This is a genomic window from Nonomuraea jabiensis (genome assembly GCF_014204795.1).
Lineage (GTDB): Bacteria > Actinomycetota > Actinomycetes > Streptosporangiales > Streptosporangiaceae > Nonomuraea > Nonomuraea jabiensis.
This window is the reverse complement of sequence record NZ_JACHMB010000001.1, coordinates 2509750-2533786: the sequence shown is the minus strand read 5'-3', so window position 1 is coordinate 2533786 and position 24037 is coordinate 2509750. Positions and strand designations below refer to the sequence as shown.

The window sequence follows — 24037 nt, the reverse complement described above, 5'->3', positions numbered from 1 at the left end:
TCGGACGTTACGTGTATGGCGGTCAGATGGCGGTCAGACGGCGTTCAGGACCGAGAACCAGACGACCTTGCCGCCGTCCGCCGCGGCCACCCCCCAGTCGTCGGCGATCGCCGAGACGATCTGCAGCCCCCGTCCCGAGAGCGCGTCGGCGTCGGGCGAGCACGGGCGGGGTTCGCCGTCGCCCGGATCGAAGACCTCTCCGTACAACCGGTCCGCACGGTCCTCCAGGCGTAACGCGTACGCGGACCCGCCGTACCGGACGGCGTTGGTCACCAGTTCGCTGACAATGAGCACGCAGTCGTCAATCAGGCGTTCCAGGCCCCAGCCGGTCAGCTCGGTTCGGACCAGGGAGCGCGCCTCGCCGACACCGGCCGGCACCGACGGCAGCAGGTACGCGACCGCGCGAATCGGTGCGGCGGACAAGGAGCTGGGGCGGGGGGACATACGCATCACGTCTCTCGGTTGGGAGCGCTCCCAACTCCACGATAATCTCTCGCCCTCACTTATGTGAATGCGATTTCGTTACGATTCCGGCCCCGGAGAGACGCGTCAGGGGATGCGGGCGACGGCGCCGTAGTTGCCCGACGCGCTCGGCTCGTCGGCGCAGGCGAGGTCACGCCCGCCGGGACGCCACTCGGGCACCCACACCAGCCCGGGCTCCACCAGGTCGAGGCCGTGGAGGAGGGATGCGACCTCCTCCCGCGAGCGGATCGCGAGGCGGGGCAGCGTCATGGCGACCATGTCGCGGATGGCGGGCAGCAGTTCCGGCGGTACGGCGTCGAACGTGGTGTGCAGCAGACCCAGGAAGCTGCCCTTGGGCGCCGCGTGCTGGAGCCGCTTGACGACGTAGTGGGCGTACTCGTCGTCGTCGAGGCTGTGCGACGACAGCAGGAGCACGGCCAGGGGCTTCTCCCAGTCGATGAACGTCTGGATCACGTGGTCCCGGAGCATCTCGTCGATCTCCCGTACGTCGCCGTCCACCACGCGGACCAGGTCGGTGAAGGGCTCGATGGTGGCCTGGGCGGTGGCCACGACCATCGGGTTGTTCTCGACGTACACGACGCGTACGGCGGAGCCGGGCGAGGCGCGGCGGGCTATGTCGTGTAACCGGTTCCCGGCCGAGAGGCCGCTGGGGACCCCGCTGCCTACGATCATGAACTGGTCCACGCCTTCGGCCGCCAGGTGAGCCACCACCCGGGACAGGAATTGGAGAACGGCGCGGGCCGCGGTCGTGAGGGCAGGTGTAACTTGATCAAAATGGCGCACCACGTCTTTGTCCGCCTGGAAGTTGTCCTTCCCACCTGCGGCAGCGTCGAATATCCGAGTGATTCTGGCTTGCGTCGTGTCGAGCCGGGCCAGGTTTCGGACAGCACGTCGGTGCATGAGCGTTGCCCCTTTCCCCTCGCCGCTGACCTTTTTGCGGTAAGCGATCTTTGGACTTCACTCGATGACTCTGACCATATGTTCCAACAATTCCAGTCAATGACAATACGATAGACCGGTTATTTCGGGAAATGTTTGTGACCAGAATCTACGTGACACGGCCCGCGTAATAGATCGTTTGCGAGTCACCCCTGGTCAGCGGCACCGTCAAGCCGCGCGGGGTAGCCGGCGGGCGGCGAGGGAAGTCGCCAGGGCTCGTGGACGTAGGGCGCGGGCACGCCGGCGAGTTCGGGCACATAGCGCCGGACATAGTGGCCGGCGGGATCATAGCGCTTGGCCTGGCGCAGGGGATTGAAGGTGCGATTGGGGCGAGTGTCGTTCCCCGTGCCCGCGACCCATTGCCAGTTGCCCGAATTGTCGGCCACATCGCCGTCGAGCAAGTGCTCGAAGAAGTGCCGTACACCCTCCCGCCAGTCGAGGCCGAGATGTTTGACGAGATAGGCGGCCGTGATCAGCCGGGCTCGATTGTGCATCCAGCCTTCGGCGAGCAGTTGCCGCATCCCGGCGTCCACGATGGGCAGCCCGGTCATCCCCGCCTGCCACGCCTGCAGCGCGTCCGGGTCCTGCCGCCAGCGCCGTTCGGGGTGGCGGTAGTTCTCGCGGCAGATCCGGGGGAACGCGTACGTCACCTGGTGGTGGAAATCCCGCCAGCAGAGCTGGCGGACGAAGGGCTCGCTGCGCTCGGCGCGGCGGGCCAGCTCCAGCGGCGACAGGCAGCCGAAGCGGAGGTACGGGCTGAGCCGTGAGGTACGGTCGCCCGCCAGGTCGTCGTGCCCGTCGGCGTAGCCGTCCAGACCGTGGCGCAGCCAGCGGTCGGCGCGCTCGCGGGCCGCCGGCTCGCCGCCGGGCACCGGTCCGGGCGGCTGGAGCGGGGGCAGCCGCCCGGCGGTCAGGCCCGGGGGCGTCGGCACCGTGCGCGGCGGCGGCAGGACCGGACGGCGGGGATGGCGGGTCCACGCGCGCCAGTAGGGGGTGAAGACCCGGTAGTGGTCGCCGCCGCCCGAGGGCCGCAGCGCGTCCGGGGGCACGACGGTGACGCCGGGGAAGCGCAGGTACTCGATCCGCTCCCGGGCCAGGTGCTCCTCGCGGCGCCTGGCGAGCGAGCTGACGTCCGCGCCGGCGTAGATCGTCGTCGCGTCCACCTCGGCGGCCAGCTTCATCGTCTCGTGGACGACGTCGCCCTGCCGTACGACCAGGTCGCCGTCGCGGGCGCGGAGCGCGGCCCGCAGCTCGGCCAGGCACTCCAGGAGGAAGCCCTGCCGGTTGCCCGCCGGCACGGCCGGGTCCAGCACGAACAGCGGCACCACCCGCTCGGCCCGCTCGCAGGCGGCAACGAGGGCGGGGTGGTCGTGGACGCGCAGGTCCCTGTTGAACAGCACGATCGCCGTGGCCATGGGGACAGTGTGAGCCGGACGCCGTTCGCCGGGCGCGCGGGAGCGCCGGGGTAGACCGACCAGGAGCTCCAGGTGGGCTGCTACGCCTCGCGCAGCCGGATCAGGCGGATGCCGTACATCACCAGCCAGACCACCCAGATCAGCCAGCCGGTGAGGCCGATGAGCCCGAGCGGCCCCTCCGCCTTCATGACCAGGAAGGCCAGGCAGGCCGAGGCGAACTGGAGCACCGCCGCCGCGAACCCCAGCGTGCCCTCCCAGGGGCGCAGCAGCTTCGCCCGCAGGCCCGCCACGGACAGGCCGACGAGCGCGATGGCCAGGAACGTGCCGTTGAGCGTGAACACCGCGTCGTGCCACGCCCACAGGCCCGGGGTCGCGGCGGGGTCGGCCGGGGCCGTTCTGGCCAGCGCGAGGCGGGCCGCCATGATCCCGGTGAAGGTGACGTTCTGCAGGATGAGGCCGGCGAATCCGACCAGGGACCACGCCTCGCCCCGCTCCCGTTCGGACGCCCACAGGGCGGCGACCGCGCCCGCGCCGAACACGGTGGCCAGCACCCAGGCGACGGGGCCGAACGCGGCTCCGAGGCCGACGACGTGGCCGTTCGCGCCGAAGAACGCGTTGACCTCGGCGAGCCCGGCGCCCGTGAGCGGCAGGCCGGCCGGGGCCATGATCAGGTTGGCGGTCACGATCGAGACGGCGAAGCCGATGGCGGCGAGGCCGCTGATCCGGGAGAAGCGCATCCGGAGGTCCTTTCGCTAGTTATATTCAATATAAGTAGCGTAAAGCCATAGGGTGCAAGTCATGGAGGCAGAGGTGGGGCCGCGACGTTACGACTCGTTGCGCCGTACGACGCAGGCGCTGGAGACGCGGGCCGAGATCGCCCGGGCCGCGCGGCGGCTCTTCGTCGAGCGTGGCTGGGCGGCGACGACCGTACGCGACGTGGCCCGCGAGGCGGGGGTCTCCGTGCCGACGGTCTACTCGGTGTACGGCAACAAGACCGGCCTGACCCGGGCCCTGGCCGACGCCGCCGACCTGTCGGCCGAGCCGTCCCAGCAGCTCGCCGAGCTGGAGGCCCCCGGGACGGACCCCGCGCGGCAACTGGCCGCGATGGCCGGCTTCGACCGGCGCCTGTACGAGCGCGCCGGGGACGTCATCACCCTGCTGCGCGAAGCCGGCCGCGTCGAGCCCGAGCTGGCGACGGTCTACCGCGACGGCCGCAGGCGGGCCGACGAGACCCGCACGGCGGTGTTCTCCTCCTGGCCCGCCGGCACGCTCCGCCAGGGCCTGGACGTGCCGGCGGCCGTGGACGTCTATGCGGGCATGTGCAGCATCGACGTCTACGCCACGCTCACCGGCGAGCGCGGGTGGTCACCCGAGCGGGTCGAGCACTGGTGGAGCGAGGCGCTGGTCCGCGAGCTGCTGAGCTGAGCCCGGCGGGTTCGGAAGCGGTGGAGGCCACTTAGTCCGAGCATAAGGCGAAAGATGCTCGATCATCCGCGATTACCCCCTCCTCTATCGGCGTAACTCGGGTTACATTCACGGTGATTTGCCCTCTCTTATCCCCCCGAGTAGACCGAAGGGAGAGGCGATGAGAGTGAGAACCGCGATCGCGGCCATGTCTGCTGCGGCGATCCTCCTGCCCGCCGCCGCCCACGCCTCCGGGAGCGTCGCGGCCCCGCCGCCCGACAGCGAGTTCCAGAAAGTGACGCTCAACGACAATCCGGGCGAGCCGATGGACCTGGCGGTGTTACCGGATTCGAGGGTGCTGCACACCACCCGGCGCGGCGAGGTCTGGTTACACGACCCGAAGACCGGCCTCAACACGCTGGCCGCCCGGCTCGACGTCTACCGGCACGACGAGGAGGGGCTGCAGAGCATCGCCCTCGGCCCCGGCTTCGGCACCGGCTCCAAGAAGGACGACTGGGTCTACCTCTACTACTCGCCGCCCCTCGACACCCCGGTCGACGACCCCGCGACGCCGGACGTCAACGAGGGCGACGCCCCGGTCACCGGCACGCCCGCGGACTTCGCGCCCTTCAAGGGGCTGATCAGGCTGTCCCGGTTCCGCTTCACCGGCGCCACCATCGACCTGCGCACCGAGCAGCGCATCCTCGACGTGCCCGTGGACCGCGGCATCTGCTGTCACGTCGGCGGGGACATCGTCTTCGACGCCGCCGGCAACCTCTACCTGTCGACCGGCGACGACACGAACCCGTTCTCCTCCGACGGCTACGCCCCGCTCGACGAGCGCTCCGACCGGAACCCGGCGTTCGACGCCCAGCGCAGCGCCGGCAACACCAACGACCTGCGCGGCAAGATCCTGCGCGTCAAGGTCCGCGCGGACGGCTCCTACACGATCCCGCGCGGCAACCTGTTCCCGCCGGGGACCGCGGGCACCCGGCCGGAGATCTACGCGATGGGCCTGCGCAACCCGTTCCGCATCGAGCTCAACCGGTCCAACGGTGACCTCTACGTCGCCGACTACTCGCCCGACGCGAGGGACGCCAATCCCCAGCGCGGCCCGGCGGGGACCGGCAAGTGGACGAAGATCCGCAAGGCGGGCAACTACGGCTGGCCGTACTGCGCGACGGCGCGGCTCCCGTACGTCGACTACGACTTCGCCACGGGCACGTCCGGCAACGCCTTCGCCTGCGCCGCACCCGTCAACGACTCGCCGCACAACACCGGCCTGCGCAAGCTGCCGCCGGTGGTCCAGCCGGACGTGTGGTACTCCTACGGGCCGTCGCAGGAGTTCCCGCAGCTGGGCACCGGCGGCATCGGCCCGATGGCCGGGCCCGCGTACGACTACGACCCGCGCGCCGCGCACGGCCGCACCGCCGTGGCCTGGCCCAGGTACTACGACGGCGTCCCGCTCTTCTACGAGTGGACCCGCGACTACGTCAAGGCGTTCCACCCTGACGGGCGGATCGAGGACGTGCTGCCGTCGCTCGTGTTCGACAACCCGATGGACATGGAGTTCGGTCCCGACGGCGCGCTCTACGTGCTGGAGTACGGCGACGGCTACTTCCAGGAGAACCCGGACGCCCAGCTGTCGCGCTTCGACTACATCGGCAACACCGGCAACCACACCCCCGTCCCGGCCGCCGCCGCGTCGGTGACCGCCGGCCACGCGCCGCTCACCGTCAACTTCACCAGCGCCGGTACGACCGACGCCGACGGGGACCGGATCCGCTACGCCTGGGACTTCGACGCCGACGGCCGGGTCGACTCCCGCAGCCCGCAGGCGTCGTACACGTACCGGCAGAACGGCCTCTACAACGCCACGCTGCGCGTCACCGACGACGCCGGCAGGTCGGCGGCGACGTCGGTGCGGATCGTGGTCGGCAACGCCGCGCCGGTCGTCGAGCTGGTCCGGCCCGCCGAGGGGCAGACGTTCACGTTCGGCGACGCCGTCGAGTTCGAGGTGCGGGTCACCGACGACCAGCCGGTGGACTGCGCCAACGTGACCGTGGACTACATCCTCGGCCACGACGAGCACGGCCACCCGCAGACCACCGCCCGCGGCTGCACGGGCTCCATCCAGACCACCGTGCCGAGCGGGCACGATCCGGAAACCGACCACCTCACCGGCGTCTTCGTCGCGACCTACACCGACCCCGGCGGCGCGGACCTGCCCCCGCTGACCGGCAGCGACGAGGTCATCCTCCAGCCCACCCGTTAGGAGAACCCCCATGTGCTACGGATACGGCCCCAGCAGGCGCTCGCTGCTCGCCGCGGGCCTCGGACTCGGGGCGGCCGCCGTCGCCGCCGCCTCCCCGGCCGCCGCCGCGGCCACCGCGCACCACCCCGGCAAGAACCGCATCCCCCGGGACCAGATCAGCATCCAGCTCTGGACGGTACGCGACGACCTCGCCAAGGACTACGACGCCACCCTCGCCTACCTGGCCGAGGCCGGCTACCCGAAGATCGAGGTCGCACTCGGCTACTTCGGCCGCACGGCCAAGCAGCTCCGTACGTTCCTGGACGGGCTGGGCATCCGGGCCAGCTCCAGCCACGACGGCCTCACCGCCGACCAGGCCGCCCTGGACACGAAGATCGACAACGCGCTGACCCTCGGCCAGTCCTTCATGGTCGTCCCCTACCTGAACTCCACCAGCCTGGACGAGTGGAAGGCGTGGGCCGAGCGCATGAACGTCGAGGCGCAGGCCGCCCGCGCGGCGGGCCTGCGCTACGGCTACCACAACCACGCCCACGAGTTCACGACCGACCTCGGAGGCGGGAAGACCCCCTGGGACGTGCTCACCTCCGAGCTCGACCCCCGCCTGGTCCACCTGGAGATCGACATCTACTGGGCGGTCACCGGCGGCGTCGGCCGCGGCGCCGCCGACCCGGTGCGCTTCGCCCTCGACGTCATCCGCAGGGCGCCGCAGCGCGTGCTGCAGTTCCACGTCAAGGACCGGCACCTGGACGGCGACATGGCCGACCTCGGCACCGGCACCATCGACTTCCGGCGGATCTTCGACAAGCACCAGGTGAAGGAGTACATCGTCGAGAACGACACCCCTGACGTGACTCCCCGGCAGACCGCGGAGGTCGGCTACCGCTACCTGCGCAAGCTCCGGTTCTGACCACCCCCGGACCCGCCGGGCCCGCGACCCCGTTTGTTTCAGCGCGCGGGCCTGGCGGGCCTTCGGGCCGGCCAGCCGCCTGCTGACCGGCCGCCTGGAGCGCGAGCTGCTGGCCGGGGCAGGCATGCCGCCGACCTACTACGAGCTGCTGGTCCTGCTCTCCGAGGCGCCCGCTCGGACCATGCGCATGAGCGTGCTGGCGCACCGGACCAGCGCCGCCCGGCTCGACGGCCCCGCCGCCGCATATACGCGCCGTCAACGTTCCGCATGCGCACGGGTCCTACGGTCGTGGGACATGTCGAGTCATCGGATATCGCCAGTGCGGCACGTTGAGCGCGGTGGGCGGCGGGTCCTGCCCCACAGCCCGTCGACCAGGTCATCGACGCCGACCGTAGGGCGCGGTCGTCCACAGCGGATTGACGCCGCGCATACGCTGAGGGCTCCTAGCGCGCCGGCCGCCTGTAGGTGAACGTGCCCCCCGCCGCCAGCTCCGTGACGAGGTGGTGGTCGGGGGAGAGCCCGCAGGCCGGATCGGTACGGCTCGCGTCGCCGGTCAGCGCGTACGCCTGGCAGCGGCAGCCGCCGAAGTCGAGCGTCCTGCGCGGGCAGCTCGCGCACGGCTCGCGCATCCAGCCGGTGCCCCGGTAGGCGTTGAAGGCGGGCGAGTGCTCCCAGATCCAGCCGAGCGAGTGATCGCGGGTGTTGGGGAGGTCCAGCGGCAGGTCGTACGCCGCCGGGCAGGGCAGCACGCGGCCGTCGGGCGCGACGGTGATCGAGATCGCGCCCCAGCCGCCCATGCAGGGCTTGGGCACGCCGTCGAAGTAGTCAGGTATCACCCAGATCAGCTCAACATCCGTCTTTTCCCGATATTTCTGGACTACGGCCTCGGCGCGGGCGAGCTGCTCCCTGGTCGGCAGCAGCGCCGACCTGTTGAGCAGCCCCCACCCGTAGAACTGGGTGTTGGCCAGCTCGATGCGCTCGGCGCCCCACGCCAGCCCGAGCTCGATGATCTCGCCGACGGCGTCCAGGTTCGCCCGGTGCAGGACCACGTTGAGCCCGAGCGGCAGCCCGCTCGCGACCACCGCCGCGGCGGCCCGCTCCTTCCTCTCGAACGACGCCACCCCGGCGATCCGGTCCGACTCCCGCGCCGTGGCCGACTGGACCGACAGCTGCACGCTGCGCAGCCCCGCCGCCACCAGCTCGCCCGTCCGACGCTCGCTCAGCCCCACACCACTGGTGACCAGCTGCGTGTAGACGCCCGCGCGATCGGCCGCCGCCACGATCTCCGCCAGGTCGCGTCTCAGCAGCGGCTCGCCGCCGGACAGATGCGCGTGCACGACGCCCAGCGCCGCCGCCTCGCCGAAGATCCGCCGCCACTCGCCGGTGTCCAGCTCGCTCGACCTGGCCGCCAGCTCGGTCGGGTTCGAGCAGTACGGGCAGCGCAGCGGGCACGCGTGCGTGAGCTCGGCCAGCATGGCCCAGGGGGCGTTCACCGGAGCCAGCCCTCGGCCCGGACCCGTTCGAGGAACTCCACGATGTCGGACTCCGGGCCCTCGGGCAGCTCGGCGACGATGTCCGCCACGGTCCGCGCGCCGTCGCACAGGGCGACGATGGCCGCGGCCTCCGCGTTGAGCACGACGATCCGCTCGGGCACGATCAGCAGGTCCGCCCCGCGTACGGGGTCGTGGCGGAGCATGGCCGAACGGGACAGCACCGGGCGCCAGGTCATCGGTACGCCCCGTCCACGGCGTCGAGCAGGGACCACAGGAGGTCGCACTTGTAGGCGAGCGCCGCGACGGCCTTGTCCTGGTCGGCCCGCATCCGCGCCCAGTCGAGCACCAGGGCCAGGGCCTCGCCGCTGTCCTGGCGGCCCTGGGAGACGCGTACCTGGAAATATCGCAGCCCGTCCGGGTCTATCCACTGGTAGTGCCGTTCGAAGGCCGCGATCCTCGTACGCATGAGGTCCGGGGCGAACAGCTCGGTCAGCGACGCCGCGACGGCCTCCAGCGCGGAGCCGTTGCGGCACAGGTTCACGTAGCCGTCGACGGCCAGCCGCACGCCGGGCAGCACGCCCTCGCCCGACAGCAGCAGCGACCGCTCCAGCCCGGCCGCCTCGCCCAGGCGCAGCCACCGCTCGATGCCGCCCTCGCCGGGCGCGGCGCCGTCGTGGTCCTGGATCCTGCGCAACCACATCCTGCGCAGCTCGGGCGTGGCCAGCTTGGCCAGGACGAACGCGTCCTTGACCGGGATGTGCCGCTGGTAGTGGAAGCGGTTGAGTATCCAGCCCCGCAGCTCGTCCCGGGTCAGCTCGCCCGCGTGCATGCGCTGGTTGAACGGGTGCAGGTGGTGGTAGCGCTTCTCCGCTACGGCCCGCAGCTCGGCCTCGAAGCCGTTCAAAGGTCGATCACCATCCCGTCGGCGGCCACCTCGATCCCCAGCTCGGCGAGCAGCTCGTGCTGCTCGGCCGCCGGGTCCACGAGGGGGTTGGTGTTGTTGAGGTGGGTGTACAGGCGGCGGCCGGGCAGCTTGGAGAGCCGTTCCATGGTCGCCTCGATCGGCAGGTGGCCCATCTGGGTGGCGGTCCTGGCGGAGATCCCGGTACGGCGGGGCTCCTCGTCGTCCCAGAACGTGCCGTCCACGATCACGCACGCGGCCTGCCGGAACGCCTCGTCCAGTTCGTCCGGCCACACCCCCATGGCGGGCGCGTACACCAGCGGCCCGAGGCGCAGCGCCGACACCCAGCCCGTGGCCTCTGCCCCGGCCTCTGCCTCTGCCCCGGCCTCTGCCTCTGCCTCGGCCTCGGGAGAGCCGGCGGCGTAGCGGGGCCGCTTGCCCGACACCGGGATGGTGGCGGCGTCGGCCCAGGTCAGCTGGAGGTAGGGGCGCAGGAGCTCGGCGAAGGGCCGCAGCGCGTGCCGTACGACCGGGGTCGAACGCACCTCCAGCGCGTCGGCCTCCCTGAGCCTGAGCAGGCCGATCGTGTGGTCGAGCTCGGCGTCGGTGAGGATCACGCCCTTCAGCGGCGACTCCCGGGGGCCCGGCCCCGGGCGCAGCCACGCGCACGACTCGATCTGCTCGGCGATGTCGGGCGTGGCGTTGACCACGTAGGCGCCGTCGTCGAGCTGGACGGCCAGGCTGGCGTGACGCCGGCGGCGGCCCGGATGGGCGCGCGCCCCGGAGCAGCCGGGGCACGCGCAGTTCCACTGGGGCACGCCGCCACCGGCCGCGGTGCCGAGCACCTGCAGTCGCATGGCGGCGCCCGGTTACCGGGTGGCCAGGAAGTACGCGGTCATCTCCATCGATGCCTCGACGACCTGGTAGTCCGGCCTGTGCCAGGTCGTCTCCTCGCCGCGGGTCCTGACCTTCTTCTCGTGGATCCTGCGAGGTTGCTTCTTGCCCTGCTCTTTCGGCTGGGACATATGCGTACCTGCCTTCCGTAGGGTGTTACAACCGATATGACCCTGCGAGATGGCGGACGTCAATGCCGTAGATCGGAGCTATATCGCCGATTTCCGGAATCTTTCCGGGCCCGGGGGAGTAGGACGGGATCGTTCATCCGATGTCTCGCCGTTCGGTCGGCGAAGCCGCCCGATCGCCAAACGAAGTTCGCCTCGTTCGCGCGGTCGCGCCGATTTCCGGCCGTTCGTTCGGGCCGAGGGGCCCGCGCGCCGGCGTATGGCGGACGCTTGAGCCCTGATGCCGCTCGACCGGAAGGACCGGAGCCGTGCCCGAACTCGACCACGAACACGTCGCCATCCGCACCGGCCCGCGCTCCGGGCTGCCGGTGATCGTCGCCGTCCACTCGACGGCGCTCGGCCAGGCGGTCGGCGGATGCCGCGTCTGGCGCTACGCCGACTGGCGCGACGGGCTCACCGACGCGCTGCGCCTGTCGGCCGGCATGACCGCCAAGTGCGCCGTGGCCGGGCTGGCCAACGGCGGCGGCAAGACCGTCGTCGCCGTGCCCGAGGGCACCGAGCTGGATCCGGCGCTGCGCCGCAGGGTGCTGGAGGACGTGGCGGACGCCGTCGCGTCCCTGGACGGCACGTACGCGACCGGTCCGGACGTCGGGACGAGCCCCGAGGACATGGCGGTCATCGGCGAACGTACCGCCCATGTCTTCTGCCGGCCGGTGGAGCGGGGCGGCAGCGGCGACTCCTCGCCGGCCACCGCGCTCGGCACGCTGGCGGCCCTGCGTGCCGTACGCCACCGCCTCCACGGCACCCCGGCCCTCAAGGGCGCCCGCGTGTCGCTGGTGGGACTCGGCAGCGTGGGCCTCCGCCTGGCCGGCCTGCTCGCCGAGGAGGGGGCCGAGCTCCTGGTCAGCGACATCGACCCCGCCAAGCGGGCCCCGGCCCGCGAGCTCGGCGCGACCTGGACCTCGCCCGGGCAAGCCCTCACCGCCGAGGCCGACATCCTCGTCCCGGCGGCGCTCGGCGGCATCCTCACCGGGGACGTCGTACCGGAGCTGCGCTGCGCCGCCATCGCCGGGCCCGCCAACAACCAGCTCGCCACCGAGCCCGTCGCCGACCTGCTGCACGAGCGCGGCATCCTCTGGGTTCCCGACTATGTCGTCAGCGCGGGCGGCGCCATCAACGCGCTCGCCGTGGAGCTGCGTCACGAGACCCCCGAGGAGGCCCGCGTACGCGTCGAGGCCATCGAGCACACCGTCACCGAGCTGCTCCACGAGGCCGAACACCGGAACGTCACCCCCGCCCGGGCCGCGACGGACCTGGCCCGACGCCGCCTCGACGCCGCCCGAGCCCGGCGGCCCGTCACATGAGTCCCTTGCAGGCCCGTCACGCACCCCCACGCTCGCCTTTTCCTGGCTCGGCGCGCTGGGCGCCCTCGACCGGCCGCCTGCGGTCATTGCCAGGTCAGCGAGCCCCGGGCCGCCCAGTAGGTCTCGGGTTCCTCCGCCAGTACGGCGAGCCGTTCGTCCAGGTCCGGGTCCCAGGCGACGTGGACCGCGGCGAGATTGCTGTGGAACTGTTCCACCGACGCGGCCCCGCTCAGCACCACGCCGGCCCACGGCCTGGCCAGGACGGCGGCCAGGGCCAGCGTGTCCGGGGTGAGGCCGTGCTCCCGGGCGGCGCGGGCGAGCGCGTCCGGGGCGGCGTGGGCGGTCAGGCGGCCGTTCGCCACGCCCTCCTTGACGATCACTCCCAGCCCGGCGCGATGGGCCCGGTCCAGGGCCGGGCCGGCGGACGGTTCGAGCAGGTTCCAGGTCGCCTGGACCGTGTCGAACAGGCCGAGCTCGACCGCCCGGTCGATGGTGTCCGCCTGGCGCGGGCCGGTCGTGGACAGGCCGACCGACACGCCGGAGGCGCGCAGCTCGCGCAACCCGGCGAGGACGTCCTGGTCGTCGAGGACGCCGCTCTCCACGGTGGCCGAGTGGATCTGGTACAGCGACAGGTGCTCGCCCAGCAGCTCCCGGGTCTCGTCGAGCTGCCGTCGCAACTGCCCGGCCGACAGCTCTTTCACCTCGTGCCGGTCGGCGTCCATCCGCCAGCCGCCGACGTAGGCGTACCCCCATTTCGATCCCACGGTCACCGCCCCGGGCGCGATGGCGCGCTCGCGCAGCCAGCCGCCGAGGAACTCCTCCGCCCAGCCGTAGGAGCGGGCCACGTCGAAGTACCGCACGCCGGCCGCCAGCGCCGCGTCGAGCACCGCCCAGCTCCGGGCCCGCATCGCAGCGACGCTGCGATCGGCGCCGAGGTCCTCCTCCCGGCCGAGCGTGATGTACGCCGGCCGGCCCAGCGCGGCCAGCCCGATCCCCACGGGCGTCACCCGCAGCCCCGTGCGGCCCAGCTCACGCACACCCATCCCGTCCCAGCTCTCCGCGCTCATGCCGCCAGTTGACCACATGCCGCCCGCGCCAGGCGGGCCGCCCCCGGCCCGTACGCCGCCCGCGCCAGGCTGGCCGCCCCGGCCCGTATGCCGCCCGCGCCAGGCGGGCCGCCCCTGGCCCGTACGAGGTGATCAGCCGCCCGAGCCCAGCCCCGCGTCCCTGGCCCGGGCGACGGCTTCGGCGCGGTCGGCGACCTGCAGCTTGGTGAAGACGTTGGACACGTGGTTGCGCACCGTCTTGTCCGACAGGAACAGCCTCTTGGCGATGGCGGCGTTCGTCAGCCCGCGGGCCACGAGATCGAGCACCTCGCGCTCGCGCTCGGTCAGCTCGGGGAACGGCATGGTCGCGGCCCTGCCGCCGGAGGCGAACCACGACAGCACCCGCCCCGCGATCGCCGCGCTGAAGACCACCTCGCCGCTGCCGACGGCCCGCAGCGCCCGCGCGATCTCCTGCCGGTCGGCGCCCTTGACGAGGTAGCCGCGCGCGCCCGCCCGCATCGCCGCGAACACCGAGTCGTCGCCGTCCAGCATCGTCAGGACCAGCACCGCGGTCTCCGGCCGGTGCCGGACGATCTCGCGGGTGGCGTCGATGCCGTTGAGCGCCGGTCCGCCGTCGCGCGCGGGCAGGTTGAGGTCCATCACCACGATGTCCGGCGTCAGCTCGGCGGCGAGCCGGACGGCTTCGTGCCCGTCGGGCGCCTCCCCGACCACCTCGACGTCCGGCAGCGCCTCCAGGGCGGTGATCAGTCCCTCCCGGTAGAGCGGATGGTCATCGACGACGAGCACCCTCACGCGGGCACCTCCTCGGTCAGCTCGATCTCGCCGCGCGTGTGCAGCGGCAGGCGGGCCTCGACGCGGGTCCCGGCGCCACCGGCCCCGGCGCCGATGGTCAGGTCGCCGCCGAGCTCGCGCGCCCTGGCCCGCATGGACGCCACCCCCATGCCCGGCACCGGCGCCCGCGGCATGCCGCGGCCGTCGTCCTCGACCACCACCCGCAGGTCGTCCGCCTCGCGCCGCAGCTCGACCCGGGCCGTGGCCGCGCCCGCGTGGCGGGTGATGTTGGTCAGGGCCTCGGCCACCATGCGGTACGCGGCGACCTCGACGGCGGCCGGCGCCGGATCCAGGGGTTCGGCGATCTCGACGTCGATCCGCAGGCGCGCGCCGGCGAACCGGCCGGCCAGCTCGCGCACGGCCGACGGCAGGCCGAGGTCGTCGAGGGCGGGCGGGCGCAGGCCGTGCACGATCCCGCGAACGTCGTCCACCGCCCCGCGCAGCCGCGGCACCACCTTGTCCAGCAGCCGCGTCGCCGCCGCCCGGTCCTCGCCGATCAGGTCGCGGGCGGTCTCGGCCTGCAGCGCCGCCGCGGCCAGCAGGGGGCCGAAGCCGTCGTGCAGCTCCCGGTAGAGCCGCCGCCGCTCCTCCTCCCGCGCGGTGACGAGCTGCTTGCGCGAGCGCACCAGGTCCCGCGTCAGGGCGACCGTGTGCACGGCCACCCCGGCGGAGGCGGCGAGGGAGGTCAGCAGCCTGCGTTCGGCCCGGCTCAGCCCGTCGGCGCGGTGGCCGACCAGCATGGTGCCGACGTCGGCCCCGCCGTAACGCAGGGGGAGGCGTTCGGTCTCCGCCACGGGGCTCCCGTGCGCGACGCGCTCGCCGTCCGCCAGCTCGATCGCCACGTACGGCAGGCGCATCGTCGAGGCCACCGTGCGGGTCATCTCGGGCAGCAGCTCGGCGCCGACCACGTCCGCGTCGCGGGCGGCGTCCAGGCGCCGGGCGATGCCGGCCAGCACCGCGTACGGGTCCTCGCTCCGGCCGTGCACCAGCCGGTTGACCCGGCCCCGCAGCAGGCCCTCCAACGGGCGGCCGGCCAGCGCCACCACCGCCACGGCGACCAGCGGCGCGCCGGTCGAGCGGCCGAGCAGGCCGCTCAGGAGGTCCACCAGCGCGGTGTAACCCACCAGGGCGCACAGCAGGAGCAGGGTGTAGCGCAGCGACCGGCTGACGACCACGTCGACGTCCCACAGCCCGTACCGCATGGCCGCCACCAGGCAGCCGAGCGGCAGCGGCAGCATCGCCGCCGCGGTCACCACCGGGCCGAGGGGGAAGCCCAGCCCGAACAGCACCACCGTGGCCGCGAACCCGAGCCCGATCCACTTGAGCTGCTGCCGCTGCGCCAGGCCGCCCTCGCTCCACCTGCGCCACAGGCACACGAGGGCGAGCGCCAGCGCGGCCGCCGGAACCGCGTTCACCGCCAGGCCCAGCCACGGCGGCAGCCGGTCCACGCCGACGGGATTGCGCAGGTAGGTGCCGATCAGGCTGGGGGCGTCCACGGTGTAGCCCATCCTCGCCGCGTCCACGCTGGCCGCCAACACGCCGGCCGCCGCCAGCCACATCGCCGGGTGCCAGCCGCGCCCCAGCAGCCGCCCGTCGGGCAGCAGCAGCGGCAGCACCAGGGCGATGAGGGCGAGCCCGGTGCGCCACGTCCAGTTCCCGACCCACAGCGCGGCCTCGGCGCCCGGCAGGGGGTGCCCGACCGCCAGCGCGTGGACGGCGTATTGAGGCCCGGCGAGGCTGATCGCCTGGAGCAGGCCGATCGCCAGCAGCAGCCAGCCGATGACGAGCCGCGGGCGCGCGCCGGCGAGCCAGGCGCCCATCAGGCCGTACGAGCAGGCGGCCGTCGCGCTCATCGGCCACCACGCCATGAGATCGGGGTTGCCGGGCGCCTGCCCGTCGGCGACGTGCAGCACGATGCCGGCCGCGGTGAGGCCCAGCGTGAGGACCGCGCCGGCGGCGGCGCCGGCCTTGGCCTGCCTGTCGCGGGCCGCGCCGACGGCGCCCGTCCTGGCCTGCCTGTCGCGTGGTGACACGGCGCCATTGTGCCCGCCGCGCGTGCGCAGGTCACGGGACAGGATGTCCCGACTGTCACGTCCCGCCCGGCCGGGACCGGAGGTCCCGTCGCGCTCATGACCGTGGCCTCGTGAAACGCGGACGGCCGGGCGCCCATGGTTGACCCCATCGACACACGGAGGAATAACCATGAACCGCCCCGTTCCAGCCCTGGTCGCCCTGCTGCTCCTCATGGATGTCACGGGCGCCCTGATCTCCATCGGCACCGGCCTCAGCCCGACCCTGCTCGACGCGCTCGGCTCCGAGGCACGCCTGTCCGCGCCGCTCCCCATGATGATCGTCCAGGCCGTCCTGGCCTTCGGGACCACCCGACGCCACCGCGGCGTGGCCGCCGTCTCCGCCGGGTTGCTCGCGATCGCGGGCGTGCTCGCGTTCGTCTCCGGCTTCTACGACGGCGGCTACGACGACCCGCGGCTCACCGCGTCCCTGCGGCTCTTCCAGATCGCCCTGGTCGGGGCGCACCTGGCGATGGGCGTCTTCAGCGGCGTCCGCGTGGTCCAGGTGCTGCGCGCCTGACCGGTCAGGGGGCCGGGCTATCGCGCGATCACCCAGGCGGGCTCGCGGGCCGCGGCGGGCTCCGGGTGGACGGCGCGGGTGAGCATGGTCTGCGCCACGCCCGCCTTCAGCAGGGCGGCCATCCGGACCACCGGCACCAGCGTCAGCGCGAACAGGGCGCCCACCGCCGTGGTGACGAGCACGAACGTCGTGGGCGTGCCGGCGAGCCCCAGCCACTCGGGCAGCCCGTTCTCGAGGACGCCGGGGATCCGGGCGATGGCCCAGCCGTAGAGGGGGAAGGTGAGGCCGGCGACGGCCCCTGCCCACCACACGGCGCTGAGGACGAAGGCGGCCAGCGCGAACGGCAGCGCGATGATCCCGTGCAGCAGGTCCATCATCGCCTGCCCGCTGGTCAGCGGGTTCATCACGCGGCGGAACCAGCCCGCGCCCTCGGGGACGGGGGCGTACGCCGGGCGGGCGACGGGGTGGCCGAGCACGCCGGGGAGCGCGACGCGTTCGAGGTCGGCGAGATGCCTGGCCGAGGCGGCGGTCGCGGCCAGCACCGGCAGGCCGACGAAGGCGACCGCGCTGCCCAGGCCGGCCGAGACGCCGATGACGGTGGTGGCGAAGGAGGCGACGGAGAGCGGGAGGCCGAGCAGGGTGTAGCGGGTGTCGGTGGCGAGGCGGCGCTGGAGGGTTCTCATGGGGAAGACGCTACGAGCCGGGCCCGGGACGCATCGACCCTGCGCACGGGCGTGTACGTGGTAGGGCCAGCCCTACCTGAACCGCCTCGGCAGCCATATTGTCGGGAAAGATCCGCGCCGTGATGATCAGAGCATGCTCCGATCACGAACCGTCCTGTCCGCGCTCGCCCTCGCCACGTCCGCACTGCTGATCAGCGGACCCGCCCAGGCGCAAGCGGACCAGCCGTTACCCTCGGCGATCTTCCGCGCCACGCACAACAGCTACTCGGGCAACGTCGCCGGCGCCAAGAACTCGATCGCCTACCAGCTCGACCACGGCATCCGCTTCCTCGAACTCGACATACACGACAACGGCTACGCCACCTCGAACGACTACTCCATCGGCCACGACTCCCCGGGCAACCAGGTCGACCACACCGGCAACCCCGCCTCCAACCTCCTGCGCGACTGGCTCAACGCGATCAACACCTGGTCCGCGCAGCACCCCACCGCAGCGCCGATCGTCGTCGCCCTCGACATCAAGGACGACCTGACCGACAACACCTCGTACGCCGCCGGCAACCTGGCCGCGCTCAACCAGGAGCTCGTGTCCGTGTTCGGCCCGCGGCTGCTCTGGGCCAAGGACTACCCGGCGACCCCGCCCACGGTGGACGAGCTGCGCGGCCGGGTGCTCCCCCTGATCTCCGGCAACGGCACGACCCGCACGCTGTACAAGCGCGACGTCGGCTCCAGCCCGGCCATCGCGATCAACGGCCGCGGCCAGGTCGTGGAGGTGCACGACTCGGGTGGGGGCGCGCTCTGGTACTGGTCCGGCACGTACGGCGCCGACGGCCGCGTGACCTGGCTGCGCCACGGCAAGTACGACAACGGCGTGACGCCGGCCGTCGCCCTCAACGACAACGGCGACCTGGTCGAGGTCCACCAGTCCCAGAGCGCGACCACGCTGTGGTACCGCGTGGGCCGCCTCGGCGCCGACGGCGAGATCACCTGGTCGGCCAGCCGCAAGTACGACGACGGCGTCCAGCCGACGATCAGGTTCACCGATCCGGCGGGCACGCGGCTGCGCGAGATCCACCGCAGCCAGAGCGGCAGCCAGAACTGGGACTGGGACGGCGTGCTCGACGCCGGCGCGATGTCGGTCTCGTGGAGCGGCAACGCCAAGACCTCCGACGCCCGCTACGACAAGACCACCTCGGCCGGCGGCACCTCGCGCGTGCGCGTGTGGACCGGCGCCGACGGCCCGACCCCGTCGCAGACCCTGCGCGTCGACACCGACAGGTACACCGGCGACCGCATCCGCTACCAGCAGGTCGCCTTCGACGAGTTCCAGCAGGGCGACAGCGCGGAGCTCCAGCAGGGCGCGCTGTTCTACGCCGCGCCCGCCACGCAGTCCTCGTTCCTCACCGCGGCGCGGCAGGCGGGACGGATCGTACGGGGCTGGGACTTCGACTCGGCCGGCGACGCGACCAGCCCGCTCGCCAACTACCCGGCGACCAACCACCCGTACGACACCTGGTACCAGGACCTTCTCTCCCAATCCGGCGCAATCCAGTAAGCCCGCGTCGTACGAGGGGGCGGCGGCCGGAAAATCGTTCGCTCCCTCGTACCCCCGGACGGCAGCATGAGCGGGGGCCGTGTCTGCATTCGGGGAGGGCGGATGGCTGTGCTCGGAACACTTCAGAAATCCAAAGACGCTCCGTCCGAGCGGAGGTCGGCGGTGCTGCTGGCGCTGCGCTACTACTGCGGCGAGCTGGTCCGCCAGCGGTGGGTCGCGCTGCCCGCGCTGACGCTGCCGGCGCTGGGCAACATCTGCCTGTCCTACCTGGCGCCGCTGGCGGTGGCCGGGCTGGTGGGGCATCTGGCCGGCGGCGGGGAGGGCAGCGTCGCCGCGCTCCTGCCGTACGTGCTCGCCTTCGGCGCGCTGCTGCTGGCGGGCGAGGTGCTGTGGCGGATCGGGCTGCACTTCCTCAACCGCACGGACGCCCGGGGCATCGAACGGCTCGGCGTGGTGGGCATGGACGAGCTGCTGACCAAGGACGCCGCGTTCTTCCACAACAACTTCGCCGGCTCGCTGACCAAACGGGTGCTGGGGTTCTCCGCCCGGTTCGAGGACTTCGCCGACACGCTCACCTTCTCGATCATGGCCAAGCTGATGCCGTTGATCTTCGCCTCGGTGGTGCTGTGGCAGTATCACCCGCTGCTGGTCCTCGTTCTCGTCGGTCTCATCATCGTCACCGGCGTGCTCGTCGCCCCGCTGATCCGCCGCCGCCAGGCGCTGGTCGACGAGCGCGAGGCCGCCAAGGTGCTGGTGTCGGGCCATGTCGCCGACGTGCTGGCCAACATGGAGACGGTCCGCGCGTTCGCCGCCGAGGACCGCGAGGCCACCGAGCACCGGGCCAGGCTCGCCGAGCAGCAGCGGCTGTCGCTGCGGTCCTGGGACTACGGCAACCTGCGGGTGGACACGGTCGTCGCCCCGATCTCGGTCCTCACCAGTGCCGTCGGCCTGCTCCTCGCCGTGGTGCTGCGGGGCGGGCTGGGCGTGGAGGCCATCGTGGTGACGTTCTCCTACTACACGAGCGCGATCAGCATCATGTTCGAGTTCAACCAGATCTACCGGCGGATCGAGAGCGTGCTCACCGAGGCCGCCCAGTTCACCGAGCTGCTGCTGGAGCCGCCGACCGTGCTGGACCCCGCCGTCCCGCAGCCGCTGCGCCCGGCCGACTCGAGCGTGCGCTTCGAGCGGGTGCGGTTCGCGCACGGCGGCGCCCCGCCCCTGTTCGAGGGCCTGGACCTGGACATCCCCAGCGGCACCAAGATCGGGCTGGTCGGCCAGTCCGGCGGCGGCAAGACCACCCTCACCCGGCTGCTGCTTCGCCTCATGGACGTCGACGCGGGCCGGATCCTGATCGGCGGCCAGGACATCTCCCGGCTGCGCCAGGCCGACCTGCGCAGCCTCATCGCGTACGTCCCCCAGGAACCCGCCATGTTCCACCGGTCGGTGCGCGACAACATCGGCTTCGCCCGGCCGGGCGCCACCGACGCCGAGATCCTCGCGGCGGCGCGGGCGGCGCACGTCACGGAGTTCGCCGAGTCCCTGCCGGACGGCTTCGACACCCTGGTCGGCGAGCGCGGCGTCAAGCTCTCCGGCGGCCAGCGCCAGCGCCTCGCGCTCGCGCGCGCCATCCTGCGCGACGCCCCGATCCTGCTGCTGGACGAGGCCACCAGCGCCCTCGACTCCGAGAGCGAGATCCTCGTCCAGGAAGCCCTGTGGCACCTGATGCGCGACCGCACCGCGCTCGTGGTCGCCCACCGGCTGAGCACCGTCGTCCGGATGGACCGGCTGGTCGTGCTCAACCGGGGGCGCATCGTGGAGCAGGGCTCCCACTCCGAGCTGCTCCAGGCCGAAGGCCCGTACGCCCGGCTCTGGCGGCACCAGTCCGGCGGTTTCCTGGTGGACGACGACCGCTCCATCGCCCCCGTCGCTCCCGTCGCCTCCGTCGCCGAGGCGGCGGTTGAGTAAGGGATACTCATGCCATCCCGGCCCGTCGTGCGTCATCGTTGGAACGGTGCATTCGACATCGAGGAGATCCCATGATCAGGGACGGGCGCTACGAGGGGCAGAGCGGCGGCATCTCGGTCACGCTGCGGGTGGACGCTGACGGCTCGGGGGTGATCAGCGCGGACGTGTTCCAGGTCGCGGCGGACGGCCGGAAGGCGTACCTGGCGTCGGCGCGCACCGCGCCCGGCACCAAGGTCGCGCTCGACGACGGCACGTGGCCGGCGATCTGGCAGGCCGCTCCCACCGGCAAGACGACGGGGTCGCTGGCCCTGGCCCAGGCACAGGCCGACGGCGTGTCGGTCACGTTCGTGCTCGACGCCCCGCTGAACGGGCTGCCCACCCGGACCGAGGTGGTCGTCCCCGTCGAGCGCAAGGACGACGCGCTGCGCGAGCTGGGCCTGGAGATCGAGCTGGAGCAGAACGTCCCGGCGCCGAGCCCGGTGATCTTCCAGGGCGTGGAGCGCACGGTCAACGGCTGCCTGCGGGCCGCCGGGTTCGCGGTCAGGGACGTCGGCCGGCAGAGCCCCATCCCCGCCGGGATCGCCGGAGCCTGGGACGACTCGCTGCTCTACACCATGCTGAGCGATCTCATGCTCATCACGGGCGACGCCTCGCTGCGCGCCCGGGCGTGGGAGCTGCATCTGCTCCTGCTGTCGCGGGCGGCCATCCCCGGGCTGGCCGGCGTGATGTTCGACGCCGAAGGGCTGCTCCAGCGGCAGGGCGCGGCGGTCTTCACCGCCGGGTTCCAGGGGGCGACCAGGGATCAGAAGATCATCAGGACCATCGTGCACGAGCTCGGGCACGCGCTCAACCTCGCGCACCGCTTCGAGCGCGTGGTCGGCCGGGCCGACTCGACCTCCTTCATGAACTACGACTGGCGATACCTGGGCGGCGGGCACGAGCAGGACTACTGGCGGGAGTTCGGGTTCACCTTCGACGCCGACGAGCTGGCCTTTCTCCGGCACGGGCCGTTGACGGCGCTGATCCCCGGAGGCGAGCCCTTCCACTCGGTTCGCTACTGGGCCGACGGGGGCGGCGGGCACTCGCCGTACGCGCCCGAGATCCCGTTCGACGGTTACCGGCTGACGCTCGCCGCGCCCGAGTCCGGGCCGGTCTTCGCCTTCGGCCAGCCGGTGTTCCTCAAGGTCACCCTGGAGAACCGTACGACGGCGGATCTGGAGGTGGAGCGCTGGGTGCTCGACCCGAAGGCCGGGCCGCTGGAGATCCTGGTGCGCCGGGCCGGCGATCCGCCGGCGGAGGCGACCGCGTTCACCCCGATCGCGCAGCGGTGCATGGCAGCCATGGACTCCACCGCCAAGCTCACCCTCCCGCCCGGCGGGGCGACCAGCAACAACGTCAACCTCACCTTCGGCTCGGCCGGTTTCACCTTCGCCGAACCCGGCGAATACGACATCACGCCGGTCCTCGGCCTCCCCGCCCGCGACCCGGTGGGCGAGCCCGTGCAGTGGGTGGTCACCGGCGAGCCGCTGCGCGTCCGCATCACACCCCCGCAGGGCGTGGCGGAGGAGCGCGACGCCGACGTGCTGCACGCGGCGGAGGTGGGCGCGTGGTTCGCCCTCGGCGGCAGCGACGCCCTCGCCACGGCGGGCGAGGCGCTGGCGGAGGTACGCGAGCGCCGCCAGGCCGAGACCGGGAGCCATGACCCCGTCGTGGCGGCGATCGTCCGGACCGCCGCGCTCGACGCCGCCCGCCCGTCGATCCGCTTCCAGGACGACGAGTACGTCCGCCGCGACGGAGACCCCGCGCGGGCCGCCCGGCTGCTGGCCGGCCTGGACGCCCGGGCGCTGCGCACCTTCGACCCGTACACCGCGCAGCAGACCATCGCCCTGGCCGCCCAGTACCGGAGCGCCGCCGGCGACTAGGTTGACGAAAGTAAGGGGACGAACGGGCCTTTCGGGAGTGCCGGCGGCACAGGCGTCATTCTTACGCTCCTGCCCATGATGAGAACCCGACTCGCGGCCGCGATCGTCGCCCTGCTGGGCGCCGTGTTCCCGGCTTCCGCGGCCACCGCCGCCGCGGAAGCCCTCTCCATTCCCCGCCCCACCGGGCAGTACGCGGTCGGGCGCGACACCCTGCACCTCGTCGACAGGAAGCGGCCCGACCCGTGGGTGCCCGCCGCGGACGGGCGGGAGCTGATGGTGTCGATGTACTACCCCGCCTCCACCGGCGGCGGCCCCGTCCCGTACATGACCGTCGAGGAGGCCCGGCTCCTGCTCAAGGGGCTGAGGCTCGACGCCAGGTTCGGGGCCGAGCAGGTCGCCGGCGTGCGCGTCAACGCCCGCGCCGGCGCCCGCCCGATCGGCGGCAGGCACCCCTTGGTGCTGCTCTCGCCGGGCTTCACGCTCAACCGCGCCACCCTGACGACGCTCGCCGAGGAACTGGCGTCCAAGGGGTACGTCGTCGCGCTCGTGGACCACGCCTACGAGTCGTACGGGACCGCCTTCCCCGGCGGCCGTACCCTGACCTGCGTCGCCTGCGAGGCGATCGAGCGGGCCCCCTCCGACGAGGAGGAGAAGAAGCTGATGGCCAAGGCCGCCGAAGGCCGAGGCGCGGACCTCTCTTTCGTGGTCGGCGAGCTGGCCCACTGGAAGCGCTGGAAGATGATCGACCCCCGGCGGATCGGCGCCGCCGGACACTCCCTGGGCGGCAACGCGGCCGCCGTCGCCATGGCCGGCGACCGCCGCATCCGCGCGGGGGTGGACATGGACGGCTCGTTCTTCGCGCCGGTGCCGGAGTCCGGCCTCGGCAAGCGGCCCTTCCTCATGCTCGGCACCAAGGCCCAGCACTCGCCCGGCACCGTCGACACGAGCTGGCCGCCGGCCTGGCAGCGGCTGGACGGCTGGAAGCGCTGGCTGACGGTCGCCGACTCCGGCCACTTCACCTTCATCGACCTGCCGATCCTCGGCGGGCAGGCCGGAGTCGTCGACCCCTCCGCCCCGCTCTCGGGCGAACGATCGGGCGAGATCACCACGGCCTATGTGGGCGCCTTTTTCGACCAGCACCTGCGGGGCGAGCACCAGCCGCTGCTGGACGGCCCGTCCGCCGCCAATCCCGAGGTTGCCTTCCAGAATCCCTGACAGAAAA

At 72.5% G+C, this 24037-nt stretch carries 22 protein-coding genes; 9 read left to right on the top strand and 13 right to left on the bottom strand.

All coding sequences use genetic code 11. From position 1 onward, the window contains the following. Positions 1-33 precede the first annotated feature (33 nt). From HD596_RS10980 to HD596_RS10965, 4 genes are all read right to left on the bottom strand, one after another. Positions 34-450, bottom strand: a complete 417-nt coding sequence (locus HD596_RS10980) for an ATP-binding protein (protein WP_185069153.1) — start codon at positions 448-450, stop codon at positions 34-36. Positions 451-549: 99 nt separating this feature from the next. After that, positions 550-1383 (bottom strand): SAM-dependent methyltransferase, encoded by an 834-nt coding sequence (locus tag HD596_RS10975; protein ID WP_185069152.1) that lies wholly within the window; start codon positions 1381-1383, stop codon positions 550-552. A 185-nt stretch (positions 1384-1568) separates the two neighbouring features. Beyond that, complete coding sequence (locus tag HD596_RS10970) at positions 1569-2837, bottom strand: cryptochrome/photolyase family protein (RefSeq protein WP_185069151.1); 1269 nt, start codon at positions 2835-2837, stop codon at positions 1569-1571. An 80-nt stretch (positions 2838-2917) separates the two neighbouring features. Then, positions 2918-3574, bottom strand: a complete 657-nt coding sequence (locus tag HD596_RS10965; RefSeq protein WP_185069150.1) for a hypothetical protein — start codon at positions 3572-3574, stop codon at positions 2918-2920. 61 nt (positions 3575-3635) lie between these two features. Here HD596_RS10965 and HD596_RS10960 point away from each other — a divergent pair, with 61 nt between their 5' ends. The 3 genes from HD596_RS10960 to HD596_RS10950 all read left to right on the top strand — a co-directional run bounded on the left by HD596_RS10960 (position 3636) and on the right by HD596_RS10950 (position 7423). Continuing rightward, the gene (locus HD596_RS10960; RefSeq protein WP_185069149.1) at positions 3636-4262 is read left to right on the top strand and encodes a TetR/AcrR family transcriptional regulator; all 627 of its coding nucleotides are present in this window, start codon (positions 3636-3638) and stop codon (positions 4260-4262) included. 160 nt (positions 4263-4422) lie between these two features. Next, positions 4423-6516 carry a PQQ-dependent sugar dehydrogenase gene (locus HD596_RS10955; protein WP_185069148.1) on the top strand — a complete coding sequence of 698 codons (2094 nt, stop codon included), beginning with the start codon at positions 4423-4425 and terminating at the stop codon, positions 6514-6516. A 10-nt stretch (positions 6517-6526) separates the two neighbouring features. Continuing rightward, positions 6527-7423, top strand: coding sequence for a sugar phosphate isomerase/epimerase family protein (locus HD596_RS10950; protein ID WP_185069147.1), 897 nt, complete (start codon positions 6527-6529; stop codon positions 7421-7423). Positions 7424-7866: 443 nt separating this feature from the next. Here the strand turns inward: HD596_RS10950 and pqqE are convergent, their stop codons facing one another. The 5 genes from pqqE to HD596_RS10925 are packed head-to-tail and all read right to left on the bottom strand — an operon-like array spanning position 7867 to position 10842. Then, positions 7867-8916, bottom strand: a complete 1050-nt coding sequence (gene pqqE / locus HD596_RS10945) for a pyrroloquinoline quinone biosynthesis protein PqqE (RefSeq protein ID WP_221519281.1) — start codon at positions 8914-8916, stop codon at positions 7867-7869. Further along, positions 8913-9152, bottom strand: a complete 240-nt coding sequence (gene pqqD / locus HD596_RS10940) for a pyrroloquinoline quinone biosynthesis peptide chaperone PqqD (protein WP_185069146.1) — start codon at positions 9150-9152, stop codon at positions 8913-8915. Before pqqD ends, pqqE begins: the two co-directional genes overlap by 4 nt. Then, positions 9149-9820: a pyrroloquinoline-quinone synthase PqqC gene (gene pqqC / locus HD596_RS10935; RefSeq protein WP_185069145.1), complete on the bottom strand. Its 672-nt coding sequence runs from the start codon at positions 9818-9820 to the stop codon at positions 9149-9151. Before pqqC ends, pqqD begins: the two co-directional genes overlap by 4 nt. Beyond that, on the bottom strand, positions 9817-10674 hold the full coding sequence (gene pqqB, locus HD596_RS10930; protein ID WP_185069144.1) for a pyrroloquinoline quinone biosynthesis protein PqqB: 858 nt from the start codon (positions 10672-10674) through the stop codon (positions 9817-9819). Before pqqB ends, pqqC begins: the two co-directional genes overlap by 4 nt. 12 nt (positions 10675-10686) lie before the next feature. Beyond that, positions 10687-10842 (bottom strand): hypothetical protein, encoded by a 156-nt coding sequence (locus HD596_RS10925; RefSeq protein ID WP_221519280.1) that lies wholly within the window; start codon positions 10840-10842, stop codon positions 10687-10689. Positions 10843-11147: 305 nt separating this feature from the next. Here HD596_RS10925 and HD596_RS10920 point away from each other — a divergent pair, with 305 nt between their 5' ends. Then, positions 11148-12203 (top strand): Glu/Leu/Phe/Val dehydrogenase family protein, encoded by a 1056-nt coding sequence (locus HD596_RS10920; protein WP_185069143.1) that lies wholly within the window; start codon positions 11148-11150, stop codon positions 12201-12203. An 83-nt stretch (positions 12204-12286) separates the two neighbouring features. Here the strand turns inward: HD596_RS10920 and HD596_RS10915 are convergent, their stop codons facing one another. The 3 genes from HD596_RS10915 to HD596_RS64705 all read right to left on the bottom strand — a co-directional run bounded on the left by HD596_RS10915 (position 12287) and on the right by HD596_RS64705 (position 16134). Then, positions 12287-13270 carry an aldo/keto reductase gene (locus HD596_RS10915; RefSeq protein WP_246554316.1) on the bottom strand — a complete coding sequence of 328 codons (984 nt, stop codon included), beginning with the start codon at positions 13268-13270 and terminating at the stop codon, positions 12287-12289. A 132-nt stretch (positions 13271-13402) separates the two neighbouring features. Next, positions 13403-14062, bottom strand: a complete 660-nt coding sequence (locus tag HD596_RS10910) for a response regulator (protein WP_185069142.1) — start codon at positions 14060-14062, stop codon at positions 13403-13405. Continuing rightward, positions 14059-16134, bottom strand: coding sequence for a sensor histidine kinase (locus tag HD596_RS64705; RefSeq protein ID WP_221519279.1), 2076 nt, complete (start codon positions 16132-16134; stop codon positions 14059-14061). The genes HD596_RS10910 and HD596_RS64705 overlap by 4 nt, the downstream gene beginning before the upstream one ends. A 169-nt stretch (positions 16135-16303) precedes the next feature. Between HD596_RS64705 and HD596_RS10900 the strand changes: the two genes are divergently transcribed. Then, positions 16304-16690, top strand: coding sequence for a hypothetical protein (locus tag HD596_RS10900; RefSeq protein WP_185069140.1), 387 nt, complete (start codon positions 16304-16306; stop codon positions 16688-16690). A 17-nt stretch (positions 16691-16707) separates the two neighbouring features. On the opposite strand, the gene HD596_RS10895 is transcribed toward HD596_RS10900, so the two are convergent. Continuing rightward, complete coding sequence (locus tag HD596_RS10895; RefSeq protein WP_185069139.1) at positions 16708-17373, bottom strand: sensor domain-containing protein; 666 nt, start codon at positions 17371-17373, stop codon at positions 16708-16710. Between the two features lie 133 nt (positions 17374-17506). On the opposite strand from HD596_RS10895, the gene HD596_RS10890 reads away from it, so the two are divergent. The 4 genes from HD596_RS10890 to HD596_RS10875 all read left to right on the top strand — a co-directional run bounded on the left by HD596_RS10890 (position 17507) and on the right by HD596_RS10875 (position 24030). Continuing rightward, the gene (locus HD596_RS10890; protein ID WP_185069138.1) at positions 17507-18928 is read left to right on the top strand and encodes a phosphatidylinositol-specific phospholipase C domain-containing protein; all 1422 of its coding nucleotides are present in this window, start codon (positions 17507-17509) and stop codon (positions 18926-18928) included. 162 nt (positions 18929-19090) lie between these two features. Next, positions 19091-20893 (top strand): ABC transporter ATP-binding protein, encoded by a 1803-nt coding sequence (locus HD596_RS10885; protein WP_313043568.1) that lies wholly within the window; start codon positions 19091-19093, stop codon positions 20891-20893. A gap of 71 nt (positions 20894-20964) precedes the next feature. Next, a complete protein-coding gene (locus HD596_RS10880; RefSeq protein ID WP_185069136.1) occupies positions 20965-22815 on the top strand; it encodes a zinc metalloprotease in 1851 nt (616 codons plus the stop codon). A gap of 75 nt (positions 22816-22890) precedes the next feature. Then, complete coding sequence (locus tag HD596_RS10875; protein WP_246554305.1) at positions 22891-24030, top strand: alpha/beta hydrolase family protein; 1140 nt, start codon at positions 22891-22893, stop codon at positions 24028-24030. Positions 24031-24037 lie beyond the last annotated feature (7 nt).